Annotated in this window: 7 protein-coding genes; 6 read left to right on the top strand and 1 reads right to left on the bottom strand. The window is 41.2% G+C overall.

Going from position 1 to position 19,788, the window contains the following annotated elements:
* Positions 1 to 78: 78 nt before the first annotated feature.
* Positions 79 to 1,890 (bottom strand): Ig-like domain-containing protein, encoded by a 1,812-nt coding sequence (locus RIN70_RS09445; RefSeq protein ID WP_313790564.1) that lies wholly within the window; start codon positions 1,888 to 1,890, stop codon positions 79 to 81.
* A 427-nt stretch (positions 1,891 to 2,317) separates the two neighbouring features.
* Between RIN70_RS09445 and RIN70_RS09440 the strand changes: the two genes are divergently transcribed.
* The 6 genes from RIN70_RS09440 (at position 2,318) to RIN70_RS09415 (ending at position 19,397) form a co-directional block, all read left to right on the top strand.
* Positions 2,318 to 2,764 (top strand): dUTP diphosphatase, encoded by a 447-nt coding sequence (locus RIN70_RS09440; protein WP_023919767.1) that lies wholly within the window; start codon positions 2,318 to 2,320, stop codon positions 2,762 to 2,764.
* Between the two features lie 9 nt (positions 2,765 to 2,773).
* The gene (locus tag RIN70_RS09435; protein WP_049491772.1) at positions 2,774 to 3,229 is read left to right on the top strand and encodes an isochorismatase family protein; all 456 of its coding nucleotides are present in this window, start codon (positions 2,774 to 2,776) and stop codon (positions 3,227 to 3,229) included.
* Positions 3,230 to 3,247: 18 nt separating this feature from the next.
* Entirely contained in the window at positions 3,248 to 3,787 is a 540-nt protein-coding gene (locus tag RIN70_RS09430) for a histidine phosphatase family protein (RefSeq protein WP_313790563.1), read from the top strand.
* Between the two features lie 13 nt (positions 3,788 to 3,800).
* The gene (gene radA / locus RIN70_RS09425; protein WP_083312636.1) at positions 3,801 to 5,159 is read left to right on the top strand and encodes a DNA repair protein RadA; all 1,359 of its coding nucleotides are present in this window, start codon (positions 3,801 to 3,803) and stop codon (positions 5,157 to 5,159) included.
* A 143-nt stretch (positions 5,160 to 5,302) separates the two neighbouring features.
* Complete coding sequence (locus RIN70_RS09420; protein WP_003008959.1) at positions 5,303 to 5,797, top strand: beta-class carbonic anhydrase; 495 nt, start codon at positions 5,303 to 5,305, stop codon at positions 5,795 to 5,797.
* 250 nt (positions 5,798 to 6,047) lie between these two features.
* Positions 6,048 to 19,397 (top strand): SspB-related isopeptide-forming adhesin, encoded by a 13,350-nt coding sequence (locus tag RIN70_RS09415; protein WP_313790562.1) that lies wholly within the window; start codon positions 6,048 to 6,050, stop codon positions 19,395 to 19,397.
* Positions 19,398 to 19,788 lie beyond the last annotated feature (391 nt).

The following is a 19,788-nucleotide window of genomic DNA, read 5'->3' as shown; positions in this document are numbered from 1 at the left end:
AAAAACTGTGATCAACACAAAAAAGGATCGCATCCAATGGGATGCGATCCTTTTTTATATGATCCGCAATGCAAACGATTAGTTATTAGAAATCTTGCGTTTCAAGATGACGGCTCCTGATAGGATAGCAACACCGATCAAGATGACACCAGTAGCGACTGCTTCACCTGTTTTTGGCAGGAATGTCTTGCGACCTCCGTTTGAAGTTGTGGTGCCAGAATCACCTGGGTTGCCAGGTTTGGTCGTATTCGTTGTTGGCCCCTCTGGAGTGGTTGTCGTAGTCGTCGTAGGCCCTGGTTTTTCAGACGTAGTTGTAGTCGTCGTTGTAGTTGTAGTGGTTGTCGGCGTAGGTTTTGGACCTTCTGTCGTCGTTGTTGTAGTTGTTGGCTCTTGAGTCGTTGTTGTAGTAGTAGGTTCTTCAGTTGTCGTTGAAGTTGTTGTTGACTCTGGAGTTGTTGTAGTGGTAGTAGGAGTAGGTTCCTCAGTTGTTGTCGTAGTCGTAGTCGGCTCTTGAGTTGTCGTCGTAGTTGTTGTTGGCTCTTGAGTCGTTGTAGAGGTTGTTGTCGTAGTAGTAGTTGTAGTGGTTGTCGTAGTCGTTGTCTGTTCTTTTGGATTGACGATCGTCTTCGTAACCTTATGATCCTTACCAAAATCTTCAGCATTTACGACGGTGTCAGCCTCCTTGATCGTATAACCCGCAGGGGCCTCGGTTTCTGTTAAGATGTATTTATCTTTTAAGAGCGCATTAACCGTAATATCTCCGTTCTCATCTGTAACGTATTCCCCAATCACTTGGTTGTTGGCTTGACGAACGATTTTAAACTTAGCTCCAGCAAGTGGCTGACTTTCATCGTTTACCTTGTGGACATGAATTGTAAAGACATAACCGACACCAGATCCTCCTGCGACTTGGACAGCGGCTGTGTTTGTCACATCTTTTGTTTCAAACTGCTTTCCTTTAAGGGTAGCATCGTTTTTAAGAAGTTCCCCGTCTACAGGCTCGTAATTTAAGCGAACATCATAATCAATCCGATATTGATCGTTTTCGCTAATGTCCCCCAGATTGACAACAAAAGATTGACCATCTTCACTGATGGTAACAGGGTGTTGATCCGTTACATCAACACGATTTGAAAAGACCCATTCACCTGCTTCAAATGAGAACTTCCCTTTGATGACTTTGATGCTGTCTTTTACATAGGAAGCATTTGTAAATCTCAAATGATCTTCAATAGTGACTTCTTTGATATTTTGTTTACTTTTATTAACAGAAATAGTATAGGTGACTGTTTTATGGTCGTTGTCATTCACCCAACTAGTTTTTGATAATGGAGTTGGGTTACCGTCTCCGACTCCTTTAAAGGTAACCTTCCCGCCGATCTTGGTTTCTCCATTGACGGTAATTTCAACAGGGACTTCCCCTTGTTGAGGGTGTTTCTTAAAGTCGATCCGCGCATAGAAGAAGAAGGATCCCTGGGTATCTGAGTGTTTTTCGACATAGTCAGTGTAAGTCAATGACAATTTCTTATTGTCTTTGTCAACCGTTGCGTGGGCAATGACCTCATTCGTATTGACATCACGAATTTCAAAACTTTGCGACGTAATGATCAAAGCATCTGGAACGGTGAGATCAGTCGTATCACCTTTTTTGACATTCTTACCAGCTAAGTCGAAATCAGCATTGATACGAAATGTTGCCCATTGTCCTAATTCCCAATCAAGGTTGCCACCTTCATTATTGGTAACTTTGATATTTTTGATTGTATCGACCAATTTTCCGCTTACTGTCACTCCAGGAGTTTCTGCTGAAGTGCGATTCAGACCTAAAGCGAAAAGCATGGCCACTAAACAAAGGACAAATGAGAAAATTTTGATATTCCTATTCTTCATCTTATCTTCCCTTTTCATAAAAAAATTAGTGCCTAATCATCAATACCTGATTACTTTTAACGATATGGACCTTTCAAATCCTATCTGTTGGTAATTAGAATTGAGTGCTGAGACACGACCTCCATTAAATAATTTTATAGGGTAAAATATTTTACTTTTAAAATTATTCCCTACACAGGGAATTATAGCAAAAATAATAATTGGCTTCAAGCTAAAATCGGTGAAATTAGGTGTTTTTAAGCTGTTTCATTAACTTTCACTTTCTTTTAGAAAACAACCATGAAAGTATCATATAATTTACAAATAATGAAGGTGAAAAAGGAGGTTTTTACTCAAAAAATACGAATAGTAGTATAGGGGAGACGCTAGGGCAAAGTGATGGTATAATAGAAGAGATGGAAACTATTTAGATAAAAGAGGAATTATGATGACAAAAATTCGCGGATTTGAGCTTGTATCAAGCTATACCAATCAGGACTTACTGCCAAAACGGGAAACGGCCCACGCGGCTGGTTACGACTTAAAGGTGGCAGAGCGCACGGTGATTGCTCCAGGGGAAATCGTCCTCGTGCCAACTGGGGTCAAGGCCTATATGCAAGCGGGTGAAGTGCTTTATCTTTACGATCGCTCGTCCAACCCTCGCAAAAAAGGCCTGGTCTTGATCAACTCTGTGGGGGTCATTGATGGAGACTACTATGGCAATCCAGGAAATGAAGGCCATATCTTTGCTCAGATGAAAAATATTACCGACCAGGAAGTTGTTCTTGAAGTTGGTGAACGTGTGGTTCAGGCTGTCTTTGCACCATTCTTGATTGCCGATGGAGATGAAGCAGACGGCGTGCGTACTGGTGGATTTGGTTCGACAGGGAAATAGAGGAATAAAATGGCAGACTATTTATTAGTTGTAGACATGCAGTCAGATTATGTTGCTGTAGGAAAAGCATATCATGAAGAACTGACTGCAGCTGTAAATGACAAAATTGCTACCTATCCTAGCGAACGAGTTATCTATATTCTCAATCGTTTTTTCTGGGAGAGAAAAGATAGAAAGAAGAAATTTACGACCGGCTTGCTGGTTGTATCTTCTCGTATTTTTGAGAAGCGTCGGGCTTCTTGCTTTACTAATCCAGATTTAAAAGATTTTTTAGAGGGAAACGGTGCTAAAAGCATAGAGTTTATAGGGGTGGATGGCAATGGCTGTGTCAAGGCTTCCGTTTTGGCAGCTGTCAAGGAGAATTATCAGGTTTCTGTCGATTTGTCTGCTGTCGGAGTTGCCAACCAGAAGAAATTCTCTAAAACACTGAAGCAGTGGCAAGATTGCGGAATCAAGATTGGATAGTTTTATGGGGATCTTAATATGAAGATTATCTTTGTCCGTCACGGGGAGCCAGATTATAGTATGCTTGATAAAATTGAAAATCCGCAACTCTATAGTGGTTTTGGTCGTGATTTAGCACCATTGACAGGAAAAGGTCGCAGTCTGGCAAAAGAAGTTGCTAAAACTGCATGTTTTGGAAAGGCAGAGATTATTATTTCATCGTCTGTGACGAGGGCCTTAGAAACAGCACATTATATAGCAGTTGAAACAGGATTGGACTTGTTTGTGGAGCCGTTTTTTCATGAGTGGCGTCCAGACTTAGATGGCACTAACTCTGATTTAACTAGTGTATTGGTAGCTCATGAATATTATCTAAAATATCAAGGAGCTTTATCTGAAGATTCTCCTTATCGCTATGAAACTGATCTAGAGATGCGTCATCGTTTTTTAAGAGCTTTGGAAAAATATAAAAATTATAAAACTATTATCATTGTAACTCACGGAATGCTCATGCGCCAGTTTGTGCCAAATGAGAAGATTGATTTTTGCCAAGTGATTGAGTGTGACATAGAGATTTAGAAAGAGGTTTATCATCGCTAAGAAAAAAACGACATTTATTTGTCAAAATTGTGCCTACAATTCCCCCAAGTATTTAGGGCGCTGTCCAAACTGTGGGTCTTGGTCTTCTTTTGTCGAGGAGGTTGAGGTTGCAGAGGTCAAGAATGCACGGGTGTCCTTGACGGGTGAAAAGACCAAACCCATGAAACTGGCGGATGTGACCTCTATCAATGTCCATCGGACCAAGACCGAGATGGAGGAATTCAACCGTGTACTCGGTGGAGGAGTGGTCCCAGGGAGTCTCGTCCTCATCGGTGGGGATCCAGGGATTGGGAAATCGACCCTTCTCCTTCAAGTATCAACCCAGTTGTCTCAAGTGGGAACGGTTCTCTATGTCAGTGGGGAGGAGTCGGCCCAGCAGATCAAACTCCGTGCAGAGCGCTTGGGAGATATCGACAGTGAGTTTTATCTCTATGCCGAGACCAATATGCAGAGCGTGCGAGCAGAGGTGGAACGCATCCAACCTAATTTTCTGATCATTGACTCCATCCAGACCATTATGTCTCCTGAGATTTCAGGGGTGCAGGGGTCGGTCTCTCAGGTACGTGAGGTAACGGCTGAGCTCATGCAGCTGGCCAAGACCAATAACATCGCCATCTTTATTGTTGGCCATGTGACCAAGGAAGGAACCTTGGCAGGACCTCGGATGCTGGAACACATGGTGGATACGGTGCTCTACTTTGAGGGCGAGCGCCACCATACCTTCCGGATTCTGAGAGCGGTCAAGAACCGCTTTGGCTCGACCAATGAGATCGGTATCTTCGAAATGCAATCAGGTGGCTTGGTCGAGGTTCTCAATCCTAGTCAGGTCTTTCTGGAAGAGCGCCTGGATGGCGCGACTGGCTCGTCCATCGTGGTCACCATGGAAGGGACGCGTCCAATTCTAGCTGAAGTGCAGGCCTTGGTGACGCCAACTATGTTTGGAAATGCCAAGCGGACGACAACGGGGCTTGATTTTAATCGAGCTAGTCTCATCATGGCAGTGCTAGAAAAACGAGCGGGTTTGCTCCTTCAAAATCAGGATGCCTACCTCAAGTCTGCAGGTGGTGTCAAGTTGGATGAGCCAGCTATCGACCTAGCCGTAGCCGTAGCCATTGCCTCGAGCTACAAGGACAAGCCAACCAACCCGCAGGAATGTTTCGTTGGAGAGTTGGGCTTGACAGGAGAAGTTCGCCGGGTCAACAGGATCGAACAACGGATCAATGAAGCTGCCAAGCTCGGTTTTACCAAGATTTATGTTCCGAAAAACTCTCTGACGGGGATTTCGACACCATCAGGGATCGAAGTGGTCGGTGTGAGTACACTGTCTGAAGTCTTGAAGAAAGTATTTTAATTTTAATAGTAGAAAAGTCTTAAACGGGAAGTTTAAGGCTTTTTTTCAGATGTGACAGATGACAGGAGGTATCCCCTGACAGAAATAGTGAGTTGTGGTAAAATAATAGATGATTTGAATTTCAAAGGAATAAAGGAGAGACCATGTCTTATTTTGATAATTTTTTAACAGCTAACCAAGCTTATGTGGCGCTACATGGAGACCTCCGTCTTCCGATTAAGCCCAAAACACAAGTAGCCATTGTGACCTGTATGGATTCCCGTCTTCACGTGGCGCCTGCACTAGGTCTGGCTCTTGGAGATGCCCATATTTTGCGGAATGCTGGAGGGCGCGTGACCGATGATATGATTCGCTCCTTGGTCATTTCGCAGCAGCAAATGGGAACCCGTGAAATTGTGGTCTTGCACCATACAGACTGTGGCGCACAGACCTTTGAAAACGAAGGTTTCCGTCAGCATCTCAAGAAAGAACTGGGTGTGGATGTAGGAGATCGCGACTTCCTTCCCTTTCAAGATATTGAGGAGAGTGTCCGTGAAGATATGGAGCTTTTAAAGGCTTCTCCTTTGATTCCAGAGGATGTCGTTATTTCGGGAGCGGTGTATGATGTGGACACCGGATTGATCTCAGAAGTGAAATAATTATATAGAAGAGTATAGGAAGAAAGAACGATCTTTGTTTTCCTGTATTCTTTTTTTGGTGTAAAAAAAGTGAACCGGATAGGAAAAAATGTGACAATTTAGCACAAATTATTAAAAAATATGTGGTATAATATGACATTTTAACAAGAATGTTACATTTTTATTTCGACAGATTGACTCTTGATGTCAAGGATGTTACAATTTTATTTGTATCATGGAATCATGAAATATGAAAAAGGAGATCCTATAAATGAAGGATATTTTCAATAGACGCCAACGCTTTTCTTTACGAAAATATAGCATTGGGGTTTGTTCTGTTCTCTTAGGAACAGCGCTCTTTGCTGCAGGAGCTCAATCTGCGTCAGCGGATGAGGCAACAGCAGCCTCTGAATCTGCGGGAACAGCAGCTTCAGAAGCAGCACAACCTGCTACAACAGAGTCAAGTCAAGCAGAAGCACCAGCTGCTTCTAAGGCATACGGGGAAGGGGGATCAGTTCCCAAAATTGACCTTTCTGGGACTGCTGCTGCAACTTCAGAAACACCAGCTCCAGCAACTGAAAAAGCTGAAGTAGCTAAAACACCAGCTGCTACAGAAAAACAGGTAGCGCCAGCTGAAACTAAAAAAACTGAAGAAGCTTCAAAACCACTAAACGTTGGTTCATTGCCAGAAATCGTTCTACCAACAGCGAAAATGGCAGAAACCAGCTCTAAACCAGCTTCTACCACAGTTTCTACTACAGCACAACCTACTGCAACTCGTGCTGCAGCAGGTGAAAGCTCAGAAAGAGCAGCTGCAAGAGAAGAAGCAACTACACCAGCTGCAACAACTACTTTTTCAGCAACTGTAAGTTCAGCAGCTCCAATCACTGGTACGGGAGCAGCTGCTCAAACAGATAAAGCAACAAGTACAGATGCTGCTGCGGCTGTAGCAAACGCTGCTACAGAACGTACAAATGCAGGAGCTTTAGCAGTAAGTAGTCGTCGTCGTAGCCGTCGTGCTGCTACAGACCACAATAACGAGCCAGTTGCTGTAGCAACTTTCTTAAAAGACGGTGAAGTTGCTACACCTGATATGACGGATCCTAACGGTGCAAGTGTTCGTTCACAAACAGTACCATCAGGATATGCTGCTAAAGAAGGCGATGTCTATACATACAGTATCGTAGACCTTACTCGCTTTAACGAACGGTATCATACAAACTACTACACACGTGCTTATAAGAGATTTGATGCTTCGACAGATACGACTGTTGAATTGATCGATAAAAACACTGGCAATGTAGTAGAAACCAGAAAGATTACTGCCTCTAGTGGTATTCAAAAATTCACTACTACTGCTACTGCATCTAGAGGAGAATTAACTTGGCAAGTTGATTACGATCCAGGTACAGGAGCTGGCCCTGGTAAAACGGACCAACCATTCATCCAATTAGGGTATGAAGTTGGGGCAAGTATCCAAGCTTTAGTAGCTCCAGGACATAACCTTACTCCGGATGAGAAAAAATTATACGATGATGTTTATGCTGCTCGTACATCAACAGATATTATCAACGTTGTAGAACCAGCTTATAACGGTCGTACGATTACGGATACTAATGCCAAGATTCCAGCATCAGTTAATAAAACAACTTACTATAAAGTAGTTGATAAAAATAATCCAACATTTAATGCGAATAAAACTGATGTAACTGTTCAAGATTATAAAGCAAATGGTAATGAAGTAGACTTAGCTTCATACACTCTTAAAGCTATGGAAGGGCAAAACTTCACAGCATCTGGAGAGCGTCAATTTGATGGTTACAAATTGTATCAAGCAGCTGATGAAAATGATCAATCAGGTTATGTAAGTCGCCCTTACACTGTTGGTACGAAATTCATGGACGCTGAGCGTGCAGGGATTAAACGGATTAAAGAAATCGTAGGTGAAGATGGAACTGTAGTTGTTCGCGTTTATCTTCTAGATCCAAAACAACAAAGCAAACGTTCTGACGGTACCTTGAGCACCGATGGCTACATGTTGCTAGCAGAAACAAAGCCTATTAAACCTGGTGATTATAACAAACAAGAATTAGCAGTTAAGAAATCACCACTTCACACAATTCCTTTCACTGATAGTAAAGGTGTAACCTATGCAAATGGTAAAGAAGTTCCATTTGACTTCCAAAAAGCTGCTGGATATACACCATATAAAACTGTATTCGTACCATTCTTAGGAGACAATATCGGTCACCTTTCTCCAAACGAGCAATTGATTCGAGGAGTAAATGGTATTGGTACAAACGTTGACTTGCTCAACACTTTGACACCATATAAACAACCGGTTTACTACTATGTCAAACAAGAACCAGTTGAAGTCACTCCAGAAGTTGAAAAACAACTGGAAGGACGTGTACTTGTTGATGGTGAATTTAGCTTCAAGATTAAAAAAGATCAAGAAAATAAATCACTTCCAGGATATGAAGAAACTGTTACGAACAAAAACGGTAAAGCAACATTTAGCAAATTAACCTTCAATAAAGTTGGTACTTACACTTACACAATCACTGAGGTTAAAGGGGCAGATACAAACGTCGATTACGATGGTATGACAGTTAAGATGACTGTTACTGTAACTGAAAACTCTAAAGGTGATTTGCAAGCTGCAGTTAAATACAGTGGTACTGGTGGATTTGCCTCAAGCGCAGATGATAAAGTCTTCAACAACTACGTTGTAGCTCCAGTTAAGACCAAGTTTGACTTCAGCAAGGCTCTTGCAGGTCGTGAGTTGAAAGCCGGTGAATTCAGTTTCGTATTGAAAGATTCAACTGGCAAAGTTCTTCAAACTAAGACAAATACTAAAGAAGGTGTTGTAGCCTTTGATGATTTGACCTTTGACAATACTCAAGTTGGTAATCACAAATACACTGTAGAAGAAGTTATTCCAGAAAATAAAGAAGCTGGTATGACTTACGATACAATGAAGGCTGAAGTAACGATTAAAGTTACGAAGGAAGGTCATGTTCTTAAAGCAACTAACACTCTTCCATCAGATACAGAGTTCAACAATACCTTCACACCTGTTGCTACACAAGCTCAATTCAAGTTCACTAAGAAATTGGAAGGGAAAGAGCTCACGAAGGATGCCTTCACATTTGAATTGGTTGAAAATGGTAATGTCATCCAAACGAAGAAAAATGCGGCTGATGGAACCATCCAATTCGACGCGATTTCTTACGATAAAGAAGGTTCACACACTTATACTGTACGTGAAGTAGCTGGAACAGATACAAACATCGACTACGATGATATGAATGCAGTCGTAAAAGTTAACGTTACGAAAGATGCTGCATCTGGTGTCTTGACTGCTAAGGTTACAATGCCTGAAGATACAGAGTTTAACAACTTTGCAGTAGCTCCAGTTAAGACTCGTTTCGACTTCAGCAAAGCCCTTGCAGGCCGTGAGTTGAAAGAAGGCGAATTCAGCTTTGTATTGAAAGATTCAAATGGTAAGACTCTTCAAACCAAGACCAATACTAAACAAGGTGTTGTAGCCTTTGATGATTTGACCTTTGATAATACTCAAGTTGGTACTCACAAGTACACTGTAGAAGAAGTTATCCCAGAAAATAAAGAAACTGGCATGACTTACGACCCAATGAAAGCTGAAGTAACAATCACTGTTACTAAGGAAGGTCATGTTCTTAAAGCAACAAACACACTTCCTGCAGATACAGAGTTCAACAACACCTTCACACCTGCTGCAGCTCAAGCTCAATTCAAGTTCACTAAACGTCTTGAAGGGAAAGAGCTTACAAAGGATGCCTTCACATTCGAATTGCTTGAAAATGGCAATGTGATCCAAACTAAGAAAAACAAAGCTGACGGATCTATTACATTTGATGCGATTGAATACAACGCTGTAGGTGAACACACTTACACTGTGCGTGAAAAAGCTGGTAACGATACAAACATCGATTACGATCCAATGAACGCAGTCGTAACCGTTAATGTAACCAAAAATGCAGCTACAGGTCTCTTGAGCGCAGCTGTTACAATGCCTGAAGACACGGAATTCAACAACTATGTGGTTTCACCAGTTGTGACCAAGTTTGACTTCACTAAGAAATTGGCTGGTCGTAAATTGGCTGCAGGCGAATTCAGCTTCGTATTGAAAGATTCAACTGGTAGAGAAGTTGAAACTGTGAAAAATGATGCTGACGGTAACGTAACCTTCTCAGAATTGTCATTTGACAATACAAAAGTTGGTACCCACACATATACTGTAGAAGAAGTGATTCCGGCAAACAAAGAATTTGGAATGACTTACGACCAAATGAAGGCTACAGTGACTGTTGAGGTTGCGAAGAACGGTCATTCATTGACAACTGTTACAAACGTGACATCAACTGGTGGTAAAGATGCCAATGGTAACGCTACTGATGGTACTGCAGATAAAGAATTCAACAACAAAGTTACTCCTCCAGAAACTCCAGAATTCCAACCAGAAAAATTTGTCGTTTCTAAAGAGAAATATGACATCACTGGTAACAAGTTGATGGATGACGACAATGAGTTGACAAATGAGTACACTGAAACAAATGCGGATCCATATGTAGACAAGACAACTAACAACGAACCAGAAAACTTGAATACCAAGACAGTTAAACGTGGTTCTAAATTGGTTTACCAAGTATGGCTTGATACTACGAAATTTACTGAAGCGAACAACATCCAATACGTTGGTGTATCTGATACATACGATGCAGAAAAATTGGACGTTAATGCAGCTGACATCAAAGCATACGATTCAGTAACTGGTGCAGAAGTAACCAATAAATTCGACATCAAAGTTGAAAACGGCACCATCACTGCAACTTCTAAGGAAGCATTTATCAAAGATAAAGTAAACGCTCCTGTTATCGACACCACTAAGTTCGAGTTTGGACGTTACTATAAATTTGATATTCCAGCAACTGTGAAAGAATCTGTTAAAGCTGGTGCGGATATTGAAAATACAGCTAACCAAACAGTTCACGTTTACAACCCAGTAAGCAAGACAGTTGAAAAACCTGAAAAACCAACACAAAAACGTGTCAACAGTGTTCCAGTTCCAGTGGAAATGAACTTCACGAAACGTTTGGAAGGTCGTGAACTTCAAAAGAACGAATTCGAATTCGTATTGAAGAAAGACGGCGTTGAAGTTGAACGCGTGAAGAATGACGCTGCTGGTAAGATCGTCTTCAAGACTCTTGAATTCGGTCGTGATGATCTTGGTAAGACATACAACTACACAGTTGAAGAAACTCCTGGTACAGATGCAACTGTCAAATACGACACAATGGTTGCTACTGTTAAAGTTGTGGTATCACATGATGGTACAGCAAAAGCAATCGTTGCGAACGTAACAGATGCTGCTGATAAAGAGTTCAACAATACAGTAACTCCACCAGAAGAACCTAAGTTCCAACCAGAGAAATACGTTGTTTCTAAAGAAAAATACGATATCACTGGTGACAAGCTCGTTGACGATGATAGAGAGTTGGCAGACAAGTACGCAGATACAAATGCGAACCCATATGCGGACGATGCATCCAACAACGAAGCAGAAAACTTGAATACCAAGACTGTTGAACGTGGTTCTAAATTGGTTTACCAAGTATGGTTGGATACAACTAAATTTGATGCAGCTAACAAGGGCAACATCCAAACAGTTGGTATCTCAGATAACTATGATGAAGCTAAATTAAATCTTAATAAAGCTGACATCAAAGCCTATGACTCTGTAACAGGCGCAGAAGTAACAGATAAATTCGATATCGCTGTCAACAACGGTGTGATCACTGCTAACTTGAAAGCTGGCTTCACGAAGTCACTTGGCGATGCAGAAAACACACAAGTCATCGACACAACTAAATTCGCATTTGGACGTTACTACAAGTTCGACATCCCAACAACAGTGAAAGACGATGTGGTAGCTGGTGCGGATATCGAAAATACTGCGGCTCAAGTTGTAAACTACTACAACCCAACGACTAAGAAAGTTGAAAAACCTGAAAAACCAACTGAAAAACGTGTCAACAATGTTCCAATCTCAGTAGAATTTAACTTCACTAAGAAATTGGAAGGTCGCGACCTTAAAGCTGGCGAATTCACATTCGAGTTGAAAGATAGCGACAATGTTGTGATCGCAACGGCAACCAACGACGCAGACGGTAACTTCAAGTTCACTCCAGTTGACTACACAAACAAAGCTGGTAAAACTGTCACTGCCCTTAAATACCAGAAGGGTCAAGAAGGTACGTACACTTACACTGTAACAGAGGTGAAAGGTACAGATTCAACTGTCACTTATGATGAAATGGCTGCAGTGGTAACTGTTAAAGTAAGTCATGATGGTACTGCGAAAGCCTTGATCACAAACGTGACAGATCCTGCCGATAAAGAGTTCAACAACCGTGTCACTCCACCAACAGAACCTAAGTTCCAACCAGAGAAATACGTTGTTTCTAAAGCGAAATTCGATATCACAGGTACGAAGCTCGTTGATGACGATTCTGAATTGACAGATAAATATGGTGAAACAAATACAAACCCATATGTCGATACAACTGCCAACAACGAAGATGAAAACTTGAATACCAAGACTGTTGAACGTGGTCAAAAACTTTACTACCAAGTATGGTTGGATACAACTAAGTTTGACGCAAACAACAAAGACAACATCCAAACAGTAGGAATCACAGATAACTACGACAAGGATAAATTGACTGTTAATGCTTCAGATATCAAGGTTTACGATTCAGTTACTGGTGCAGATGTTACGACTAAATTCGATATCTCTGATAACAATGGTGTTCTGACAGCTAACCTTAAGGATGGCTTCACGAAGTCACTTGGCGACGCTGAAAACACTCAAATCATTGACACTACTAAGTTTGAATTTGGACGCTACTATAAATTTGATATCCCAGCAACAGTGAAAGACGATGTTGTAGCTGGTGCCGATATTGAAAACAAAGCAGCTCAAGTTGTTAACTACTACAATCCAGTAAGTAAGACTGTTGAAAAACCAAACAAACCAACTGAAAAACGTGTAAACAGTGTTCCAATCTCAGTTGAATTCAACTTCACTAAGAAATTGGAAGGTCGCGACCTTAAAGCTGGCGAATTTACATTCGAGTTGAAAGACAGCGACAATGTTGTGATCGCAACTGCAACCAACGACAAAGCTGGTAAGATCAAGTTTGCTCCAGTAGAGTACACCAATAAAGCTGGTAAAACTGTCACTGCCCTTAAATACCAGAAGGGTCAAGAAGGTACCTACAAGTACACAGTAGAAGAAGTTAAAGGCTCAGACGCAACCGTTACATACGATACAATGAAAGCTGTCGTTACAGTTGAAGTTCGTCATGATGGTACAGCGAAAGCCTTGATCACAAACGTGACAGATCCTGCTGATAAAGAGTTCAACAATACTGTTCGTCCTCCAGAAGAACCTAAGTTCCAACCAGAGAAATACGTTGTTTCTGAAGAGAAATTCGATATCACAGGTGACAAGCTCGTTGATGATGATAAAGAGTTGGCAGACAAGTACGCAGATACAAATGCGAACCCATATGCGGACGATGCATCAAACAACGAAAAACAAAACTTGAATACCAAGACTGTGAAACGTGGCGACAAGTTGGTTTACCAAGTATGGTTGGATACAACTAAATTCGACGCATCTAACAAGGACAACATCCAATCAGTAGGAATCTCAGATGACTACGATGAAACTAAGTTGGATCTTGATTCTACTAAGATCAAAGCTTACGATTCAGTAACAGGCGCAGAAGTAACAGATAAATTCGATATCGCTGTGAACAACGGTGTGATTACTGCAACCCTTAAAGATGGCTTCACTAAGTCACTTGGCGACGCAGAAAACACACAAGTGATCGACACAACTAAATTCGAATTCGGCCGTTACTACAAGTTTGACATCCCAACAACAGTGAAAGCTGATGTACCTGGTGGTGTGGATATTGAAAATACTGCGGCTCAAGTTGTAAACTACTACAACCCAACAACTAAGAAGGTTGAAAAACCAAGCAAACCAACTGAAAAACGTGTAAACAACGTTCCAGTTGAAGTAGAATTCAACTTCACTAAACGCTTGGAAGGCCGTGAACTTAAAGCTAACGAATTCAGCTTCGTACTTAAAGATTCAAAAGGTAAGACTCTTGAAACTGTAAGCAATGATGCATCTGGTAACGTTAAGTTCTCAGCTATGTCATTCAAGAAGGGTGACGAAGGTGTTCACAACTACACTGTAGAAGAAGTTAAAGGAAGCGACGCAACCGTTACATACGACACAATGAAAGCGAATGTAACAGTCACAGTGAAACACGATGGTACTGCTAAAGTTCTTATCGCGACTGTAGGCGACATTGCGGATAAAGAATTTAACAACCGTGTGACTCCTCCAGAAGAACCTAAGTTCAATCCTGAAAAATATGTTGTTTCTGAAGCGAAATTTGATGTAACAGGTACGAAACTCGTTGATGATGACAAAGAATTGGCTAACAAGGTTGCGGATACAAACGCTAACCCATATGCGGACGATGCATCAAACAACGAAGCAGAAAACTTGAACACCAAGACTGTGAAACGTGGCCAAAAACTTTATTACCAAGTATGGCTTGACACGACTCAATTTGATGCAGCTAACAAGGATAACATCCAAACAGTTGGTATCACAGATGACTTCGATGAAACTAAGTTGACTGTGAATGCTTCAGACATCAAGGCATACGATTCAGTATCAGGTGCGGATGTTACATCTAAGTTTGACATCTCAATCGCTAACGGTGTAATCACAGCTAACCTCAAAGATGGCTTCACTAAGTCACTTGGCGACGCTGAAAACACTCAAATCATTGACACTACTAAGTTCGAGTTTGGACGCTACTATAAATTTGATATTCCAGCAACTGTGAACGCAGATGTTCCTGGCGGTGCGGATATTGAAAATACTGCGACTCAAGTAGTTAACTACTACAACCCAACGACTAAGAAAGTTGAAAAACCTGAAAAACCAACTGAAAAACGTGTTAACAACGTTCCAGTTGAAGTGGAATTCAACTTCACAAAACGTTTGGAAGGTCGTGAGCTTAAAGCTAACGAATTCAGCTTCGTTCTTAAAGATTCAGAAGGTAAGACTCTTGAAACTGTAAGCAATGATGCGGCTGGTAACGTCAAGTTCTCAGCTCTTGAATTCAAGAAAGGCCAAGAAGGCGTACACAACTACACAGTAGAAGAAGTTAAAGGATCTGACGCAACCGTTACATACGACACTATGAAAGCGAATGTGACAGTCACAGTGAAACACGATGGAACAGCTAAAGTTCTGATCGCGACTGTTGGCGAAATTGCGGATAAAGAATTTAACAACCGTGTAACACCTCCAGAAGAACCTAAGTTCCAACCAGAGAAATACGTTGTTTCTAAAGAGAAATACGATATCACAGGCGACAAGCTCGTTGATGATGATAAAGAGTTGGCAGACAAGTACGCAGATACCAATGCGGACCCATATGCGGACGATGCATCAAACAACGAAAAAGAAAACTTGAACACCAAGACTGTGAAACGTGGCGATAAGTTGGTTTATCAAGTATGGTTGGATACAACTAAATTTGACGCAAACAACAAGGACAACATCCAATCAGTAGGAATCTCAGATGACTACGATGAAGCGAAGTTGGAACTTGATTCTACTAAGATCAAAGCTTACGACTCAGTAACAGGCGCAGAAGTAACAGATAAATTCGATATTACTGTGAACAACGGTGTGATCACTGCAACCCTTAAAGATGGCTTCACTAAGTCACTTGGCGACGCAGAAAACACACAAGTGATCGACACAACTAAATTCGAATTCGGACGTTACTACAAGTTCGACATCCCAACAACAGTGAAAGCTGATGTACCTGGTGGTGTAGACATCGAAAACACTGCGGCTCAAGTAGTAAACTACTACAACCCAACAACTAAGAAAGTTGAAAAACCAAGCAAACCAACTGAAAAACGTGTCAACAACGTTCCAGTTGAAGTGGAATTCAACTTCACGAAACGCTTGGAAGGCCGTGAGCTTAAAGCTAACGAATTCAGCTTCGTTCTTAAAGATTCAGAAGGTAAGACTCTTGAAACTGTGAAGAACGATGCATCTGGTAACGTTAAGTTCTCAGCTCTTGAATTCAAGAAAGGTCAAGAAGGCGTACACAACTACACAGTAGAAGAAGTTAAAGGATCTGACGCAACCGTTACATACGACACTATGAAAGCGAATGTAACAGTCACAGTTTCACACGACGGAACAGCTAAGATTCTCGTAGCGACTGTAGGCAAAATTGCGGATAAAGAATTTAACAACCGTGTAACACCTCCTGAAACTCCAGAATTCAATCCAGAAAAATATGTTCTAAACGAAAAAGAATTTGATTTGACTGGAACTTCATTATTAGATGATGATAAAGAGTTGGCAGACAAGTACGCAGATACCAATGCAAACCCATATGCGGACGATGCATCTAATAACGAAAAAGCGAATATCAATACTAAATCAGTTAAACCAGGTCAAAAACTTGTTTACCAAGTATGGTTGGATACAACTAAATTTGATGCAAACAACAAAGACCATATCCAATCAGTAGGAATCTCAGATGACTACGATGAGGCTAAAGTTGATGTTGATGGTTCAGCAATCAAAGCTTATGACGGTAAGACTGGTGCGGATGTAACAGCTAAATTCGATATTACTGTGAACAACGGTGTGATTACTGCAACCCTTAAAGATGGCTTTACTAAGTCACTTGGCGATGCGGAAAACACACAAGTCATCGACACAACTAAATTCGAATTCGGACGTTACTACAAGTTTGATATCCCAGCTACAGTGAAAGCTGACGTTAAAGGCGGAGTAGACATCGAAAACACTGCGGCTCAAGTTGTAAACTACTACAACCCAACTACTAAGAAAGTTGAAAAACCAAACAAACCAACTGAAAAACGTGTAAACAGCGTACCAGTTGAAGTGGAATTCAACTTTACTAAACGTATGGAAGGCCGTGAGCTTAAAGCCAATGAATTCAGCTTCGTGCTTAAAGATTCAGAAGGTAAGACTCTTGAAACTGTTAAGAACGATGCCTCAGGTAACGTTAAGTTCTCTAAACTTGAATTCAAGAAAGGTCAAGAAGGCGTTCACAACTACACAGTAGAAGAAGTTAAAGGAACAGACGCAACCGTTACATACGACACTATGAAAGCGAATGTAACAGTCACAGTTTCACACGACGGAAAAGCTAAAGTTCTGATCGCGAAAGTTGGCGACATTGCGGATAAAGAATTTAACAACAAGGTGACTCCTCCAGAAACTCCAGAGTTCAACCCAGAGAAATACATCTTGAACGCTGAGAAATTCGACCTTACTGGTAAATCACTTCTTGATGATGATAAAGAATTGGCAGACAAGGTTGCGGAAACAAACGCAAATCCTTACGCTGATAAGGCTGACAATAATGAAGCAGCAAACATCAATACTAAGACTGTGAAACGTGGCGATAAGGTTGTTTACCAAGTATGGTTGGATACAACTAAGTTCACTGAAGCGCACAACATCCAATCTGTTGGTGTTACTGATGACTACGAAGAAGACAAGCTTGACATCAATGTTGCAAACATCAAAGCTTACGACTCTGTAACAGGCGAAGATGTGACTGCTAAATTTGATATCAAGGTTGAAAACGGTGTGATCTCTGCAACTTCTAAAGCGGACTTGACTAAGTCACTTGGAGACGCAGAAAATACTCCAGTGATCGACACAACTAAGTTTGCGTTTGGACGTTACTACAAGTTCGACATCCCAGCAACAGTGAAAGATACTGTTAAGGGTGGTGCGGATATTGAAAACACTGCAGCTCAAATCGTTCACCAATACGATCCAACAAGCAAGACAGTGAAGAAACCAAACAAACCAACTGAAAAACGTGTTGTGAACATCCCTGTTTCAGTAGAATTCAACTTCACGAAACGCTTGGAAGGCCGTGAGCTTAAAGCTAACGAATTCAGCTTCGTTCTTAAGGATAAAGATGGTAAGACTCTTGAAACTGTGAAGAACGATGCATCTGGTAACGTTAAGTTCTCAGCTCTTGAATTCAAGAAAGGTCAAGAAGGAACTTACAACTACACTGTAGAAGAAGTCAAAGGAACTGATACAACCGTTACTTATGACACGATGAAAGCAGTTGTGACAGTTAAAGTTTCTCATGATGGAACAGCGAAAGCTCTCCTTACTAAGGTAACGGATCCATCAGACAAAGAATTCAATAACACTGTTCGCCCACCTGAAACTCCAGAATTCAACCCAGAGAAATACATCTTGAACGAATCTAAATTCGATCTTACAGGTGTGAAACTTCTCGACGATGATAAAGAGTTGAAGGATAAGGTTGCGGACACAAATGCAAATCCTTACGTTGATAAGACTGATAACAACGAAGCTCAAAATATCAATACGAAGACACTCAAGAAAGGTGATAAAGTATACTACCAAGTATGGTTGGATACAACTAAATTCACTGAAGCACACAATATTCAATCTGTTGGTGTGACAGATAAATATGACAGTGCAAACTTGACTGTCAACGGAGCTGATATTAAGGCATACGACTCTGTAACAGGAGAAGATGTAACAGCTAAGTTTGATATCAAGGTTGAAAACGGTGTGATTACTGCAACATCTAAAGCAGACTTGACTAAGTCACTTGGAGACGCAGAAAATACACAAGTTATCGACACAACTAAGTTGGCCTTTGGACGTTACTACAAGTTTGAAATTCCTGCAGAAATTAAACAATCTGCTCAAGATGGTGTGGACATTGAAAATACAGCTTCACAAATCGTACACCAATACGATCCAACTAAGAAGACTGTAGAAAAACCAGAAAAACCAACTGAAAAACGTGTAGTCAACATTCCAGTTAAGGTTCAATTCCAATTCACTAAGAAATTGGAAGGTCGGGCATTGAAGGCTGGTGAATTCAGCTTCGTTCTTAAGGACGAAAAAGGAAATGTGATCGAAACCGTAACCAATGATGCGGCTGGTAAGATCACCTTCTCAAATCTTGAATTCAAACGTGGTGAAGAAGGAACTCATCTCTACCATGTAGAAGAAATCCGTGGCAAAGATTCTAGCATCGAATACGATAAGATGGTTGCCACTGTGGGTATTATGATTAACAAAGACGGTAAAGTATTGACGGCTATTACTCAGTTGCCAGAAGATACAGAGTTTAACAATACTGTTATTCCGCCAACAACACCGCCAAATACACCACCAACAACACCACCGAATACACCACCGACAACACCGCCGACAACGCCACCAACACCACCAACACCACCAACACCACCAACAACACCGCCAACACCACCAACGCCACCAACACCTACAACTCCTCCAGCTCCAGCACTTCCTGAAACTGGTGAAGAACAATCAGCATCTGCTGCATTGTTAGGTGCTGCACTTGGTATGGTTGGCCTTGCGGGACTTGCAAAACGCAAAAAACGTGAAGACTAAAATTGAGGTGACATCGACAAACTTGTTGATGAGGTGACAATTTTAGATCCAACAGGAAGAGGCTTTGCTCGAAAGAGCAAGGCCTCTTTGTTTGTTGTTAAAAGCTTAGAAAAAATTGCATATACATTATGAAATATTTCAGAAATAATTCCATTAGTCATTTCATTCCGTTACTAGTTTTAGCCGATTTTTGTTGACTTAAAATATGGAAAACAGTATACTAGTAAAGTAATTTGATCTTTCAAACTGCCGGCAACAAGGGGAATGAATCCACTTTGAATTGGAATTACAGTAGGGTTTGGGGTGGTAGAACTTCACACCCTTATTGTCGTCAGTTACCCTATTAAGACCAGACTTGTGAAACAAACACAGGTTTCTTTTTGCATAATTA

The organism is Streptococcus parasanguinis (genome assembly GCF_032163505.1).
Classification (GTDB): Bacteria; Bacillota; Bacilli; order Lactobacillales; family Streptococcaceae; genus Streptococcus; species Streptococcus parasanguinis_V.
Note: the sequence above shows the minus strand (reverse complement) of the source record. Positions and strands in the feature narration are given on the sequence as shown.

Bases quoted from the DNA above. Each gene is read 5' to 3' on its own strand.
- RIN70_RS09445 (WP_313790564.1), bottom strand. From the start codon at position 1,890: ATGAAGAATAGGAATATCAAAATTTTCTCATTTGTCCTTTGTTTAGTG.
- RIN70_RS09440 (WP_023919767.1), top strand. From the start codon at position 2,318: ATGACAAAAATTCGCGGATTTGAGCTTGTATCAAGCTATACCAATCAG.
- RIN70_RS09435 (WP_049491772.1), top strand. From the start codon at position 2,774: ATGGCAGACTATTTATTAGTTGTAGACATGCAGTCAGATTATGTTGCT.
- RIN70_RS09430 (WP_313790563.1), top strand. From the start codon at position 3,248: ATGAAGATTATCTTTGTCCGTCACGGGGAGCCAGATTATAGTATGCTT.
- RIN70_RS09420 (WP_003008959.1), top strand. From the start codon at position 5,303: ATGTCTTATTTTGATAATTTTTTAACAGCTAACCAAGCTTATGTGGCG.
- RIN70_RS09415 (WP_313790562.1), top strand. From the start codon at position 6,048: ATGAAGGATATTTTCAATAGACGCCAACGCTTTTCTTTACGAAAATAT.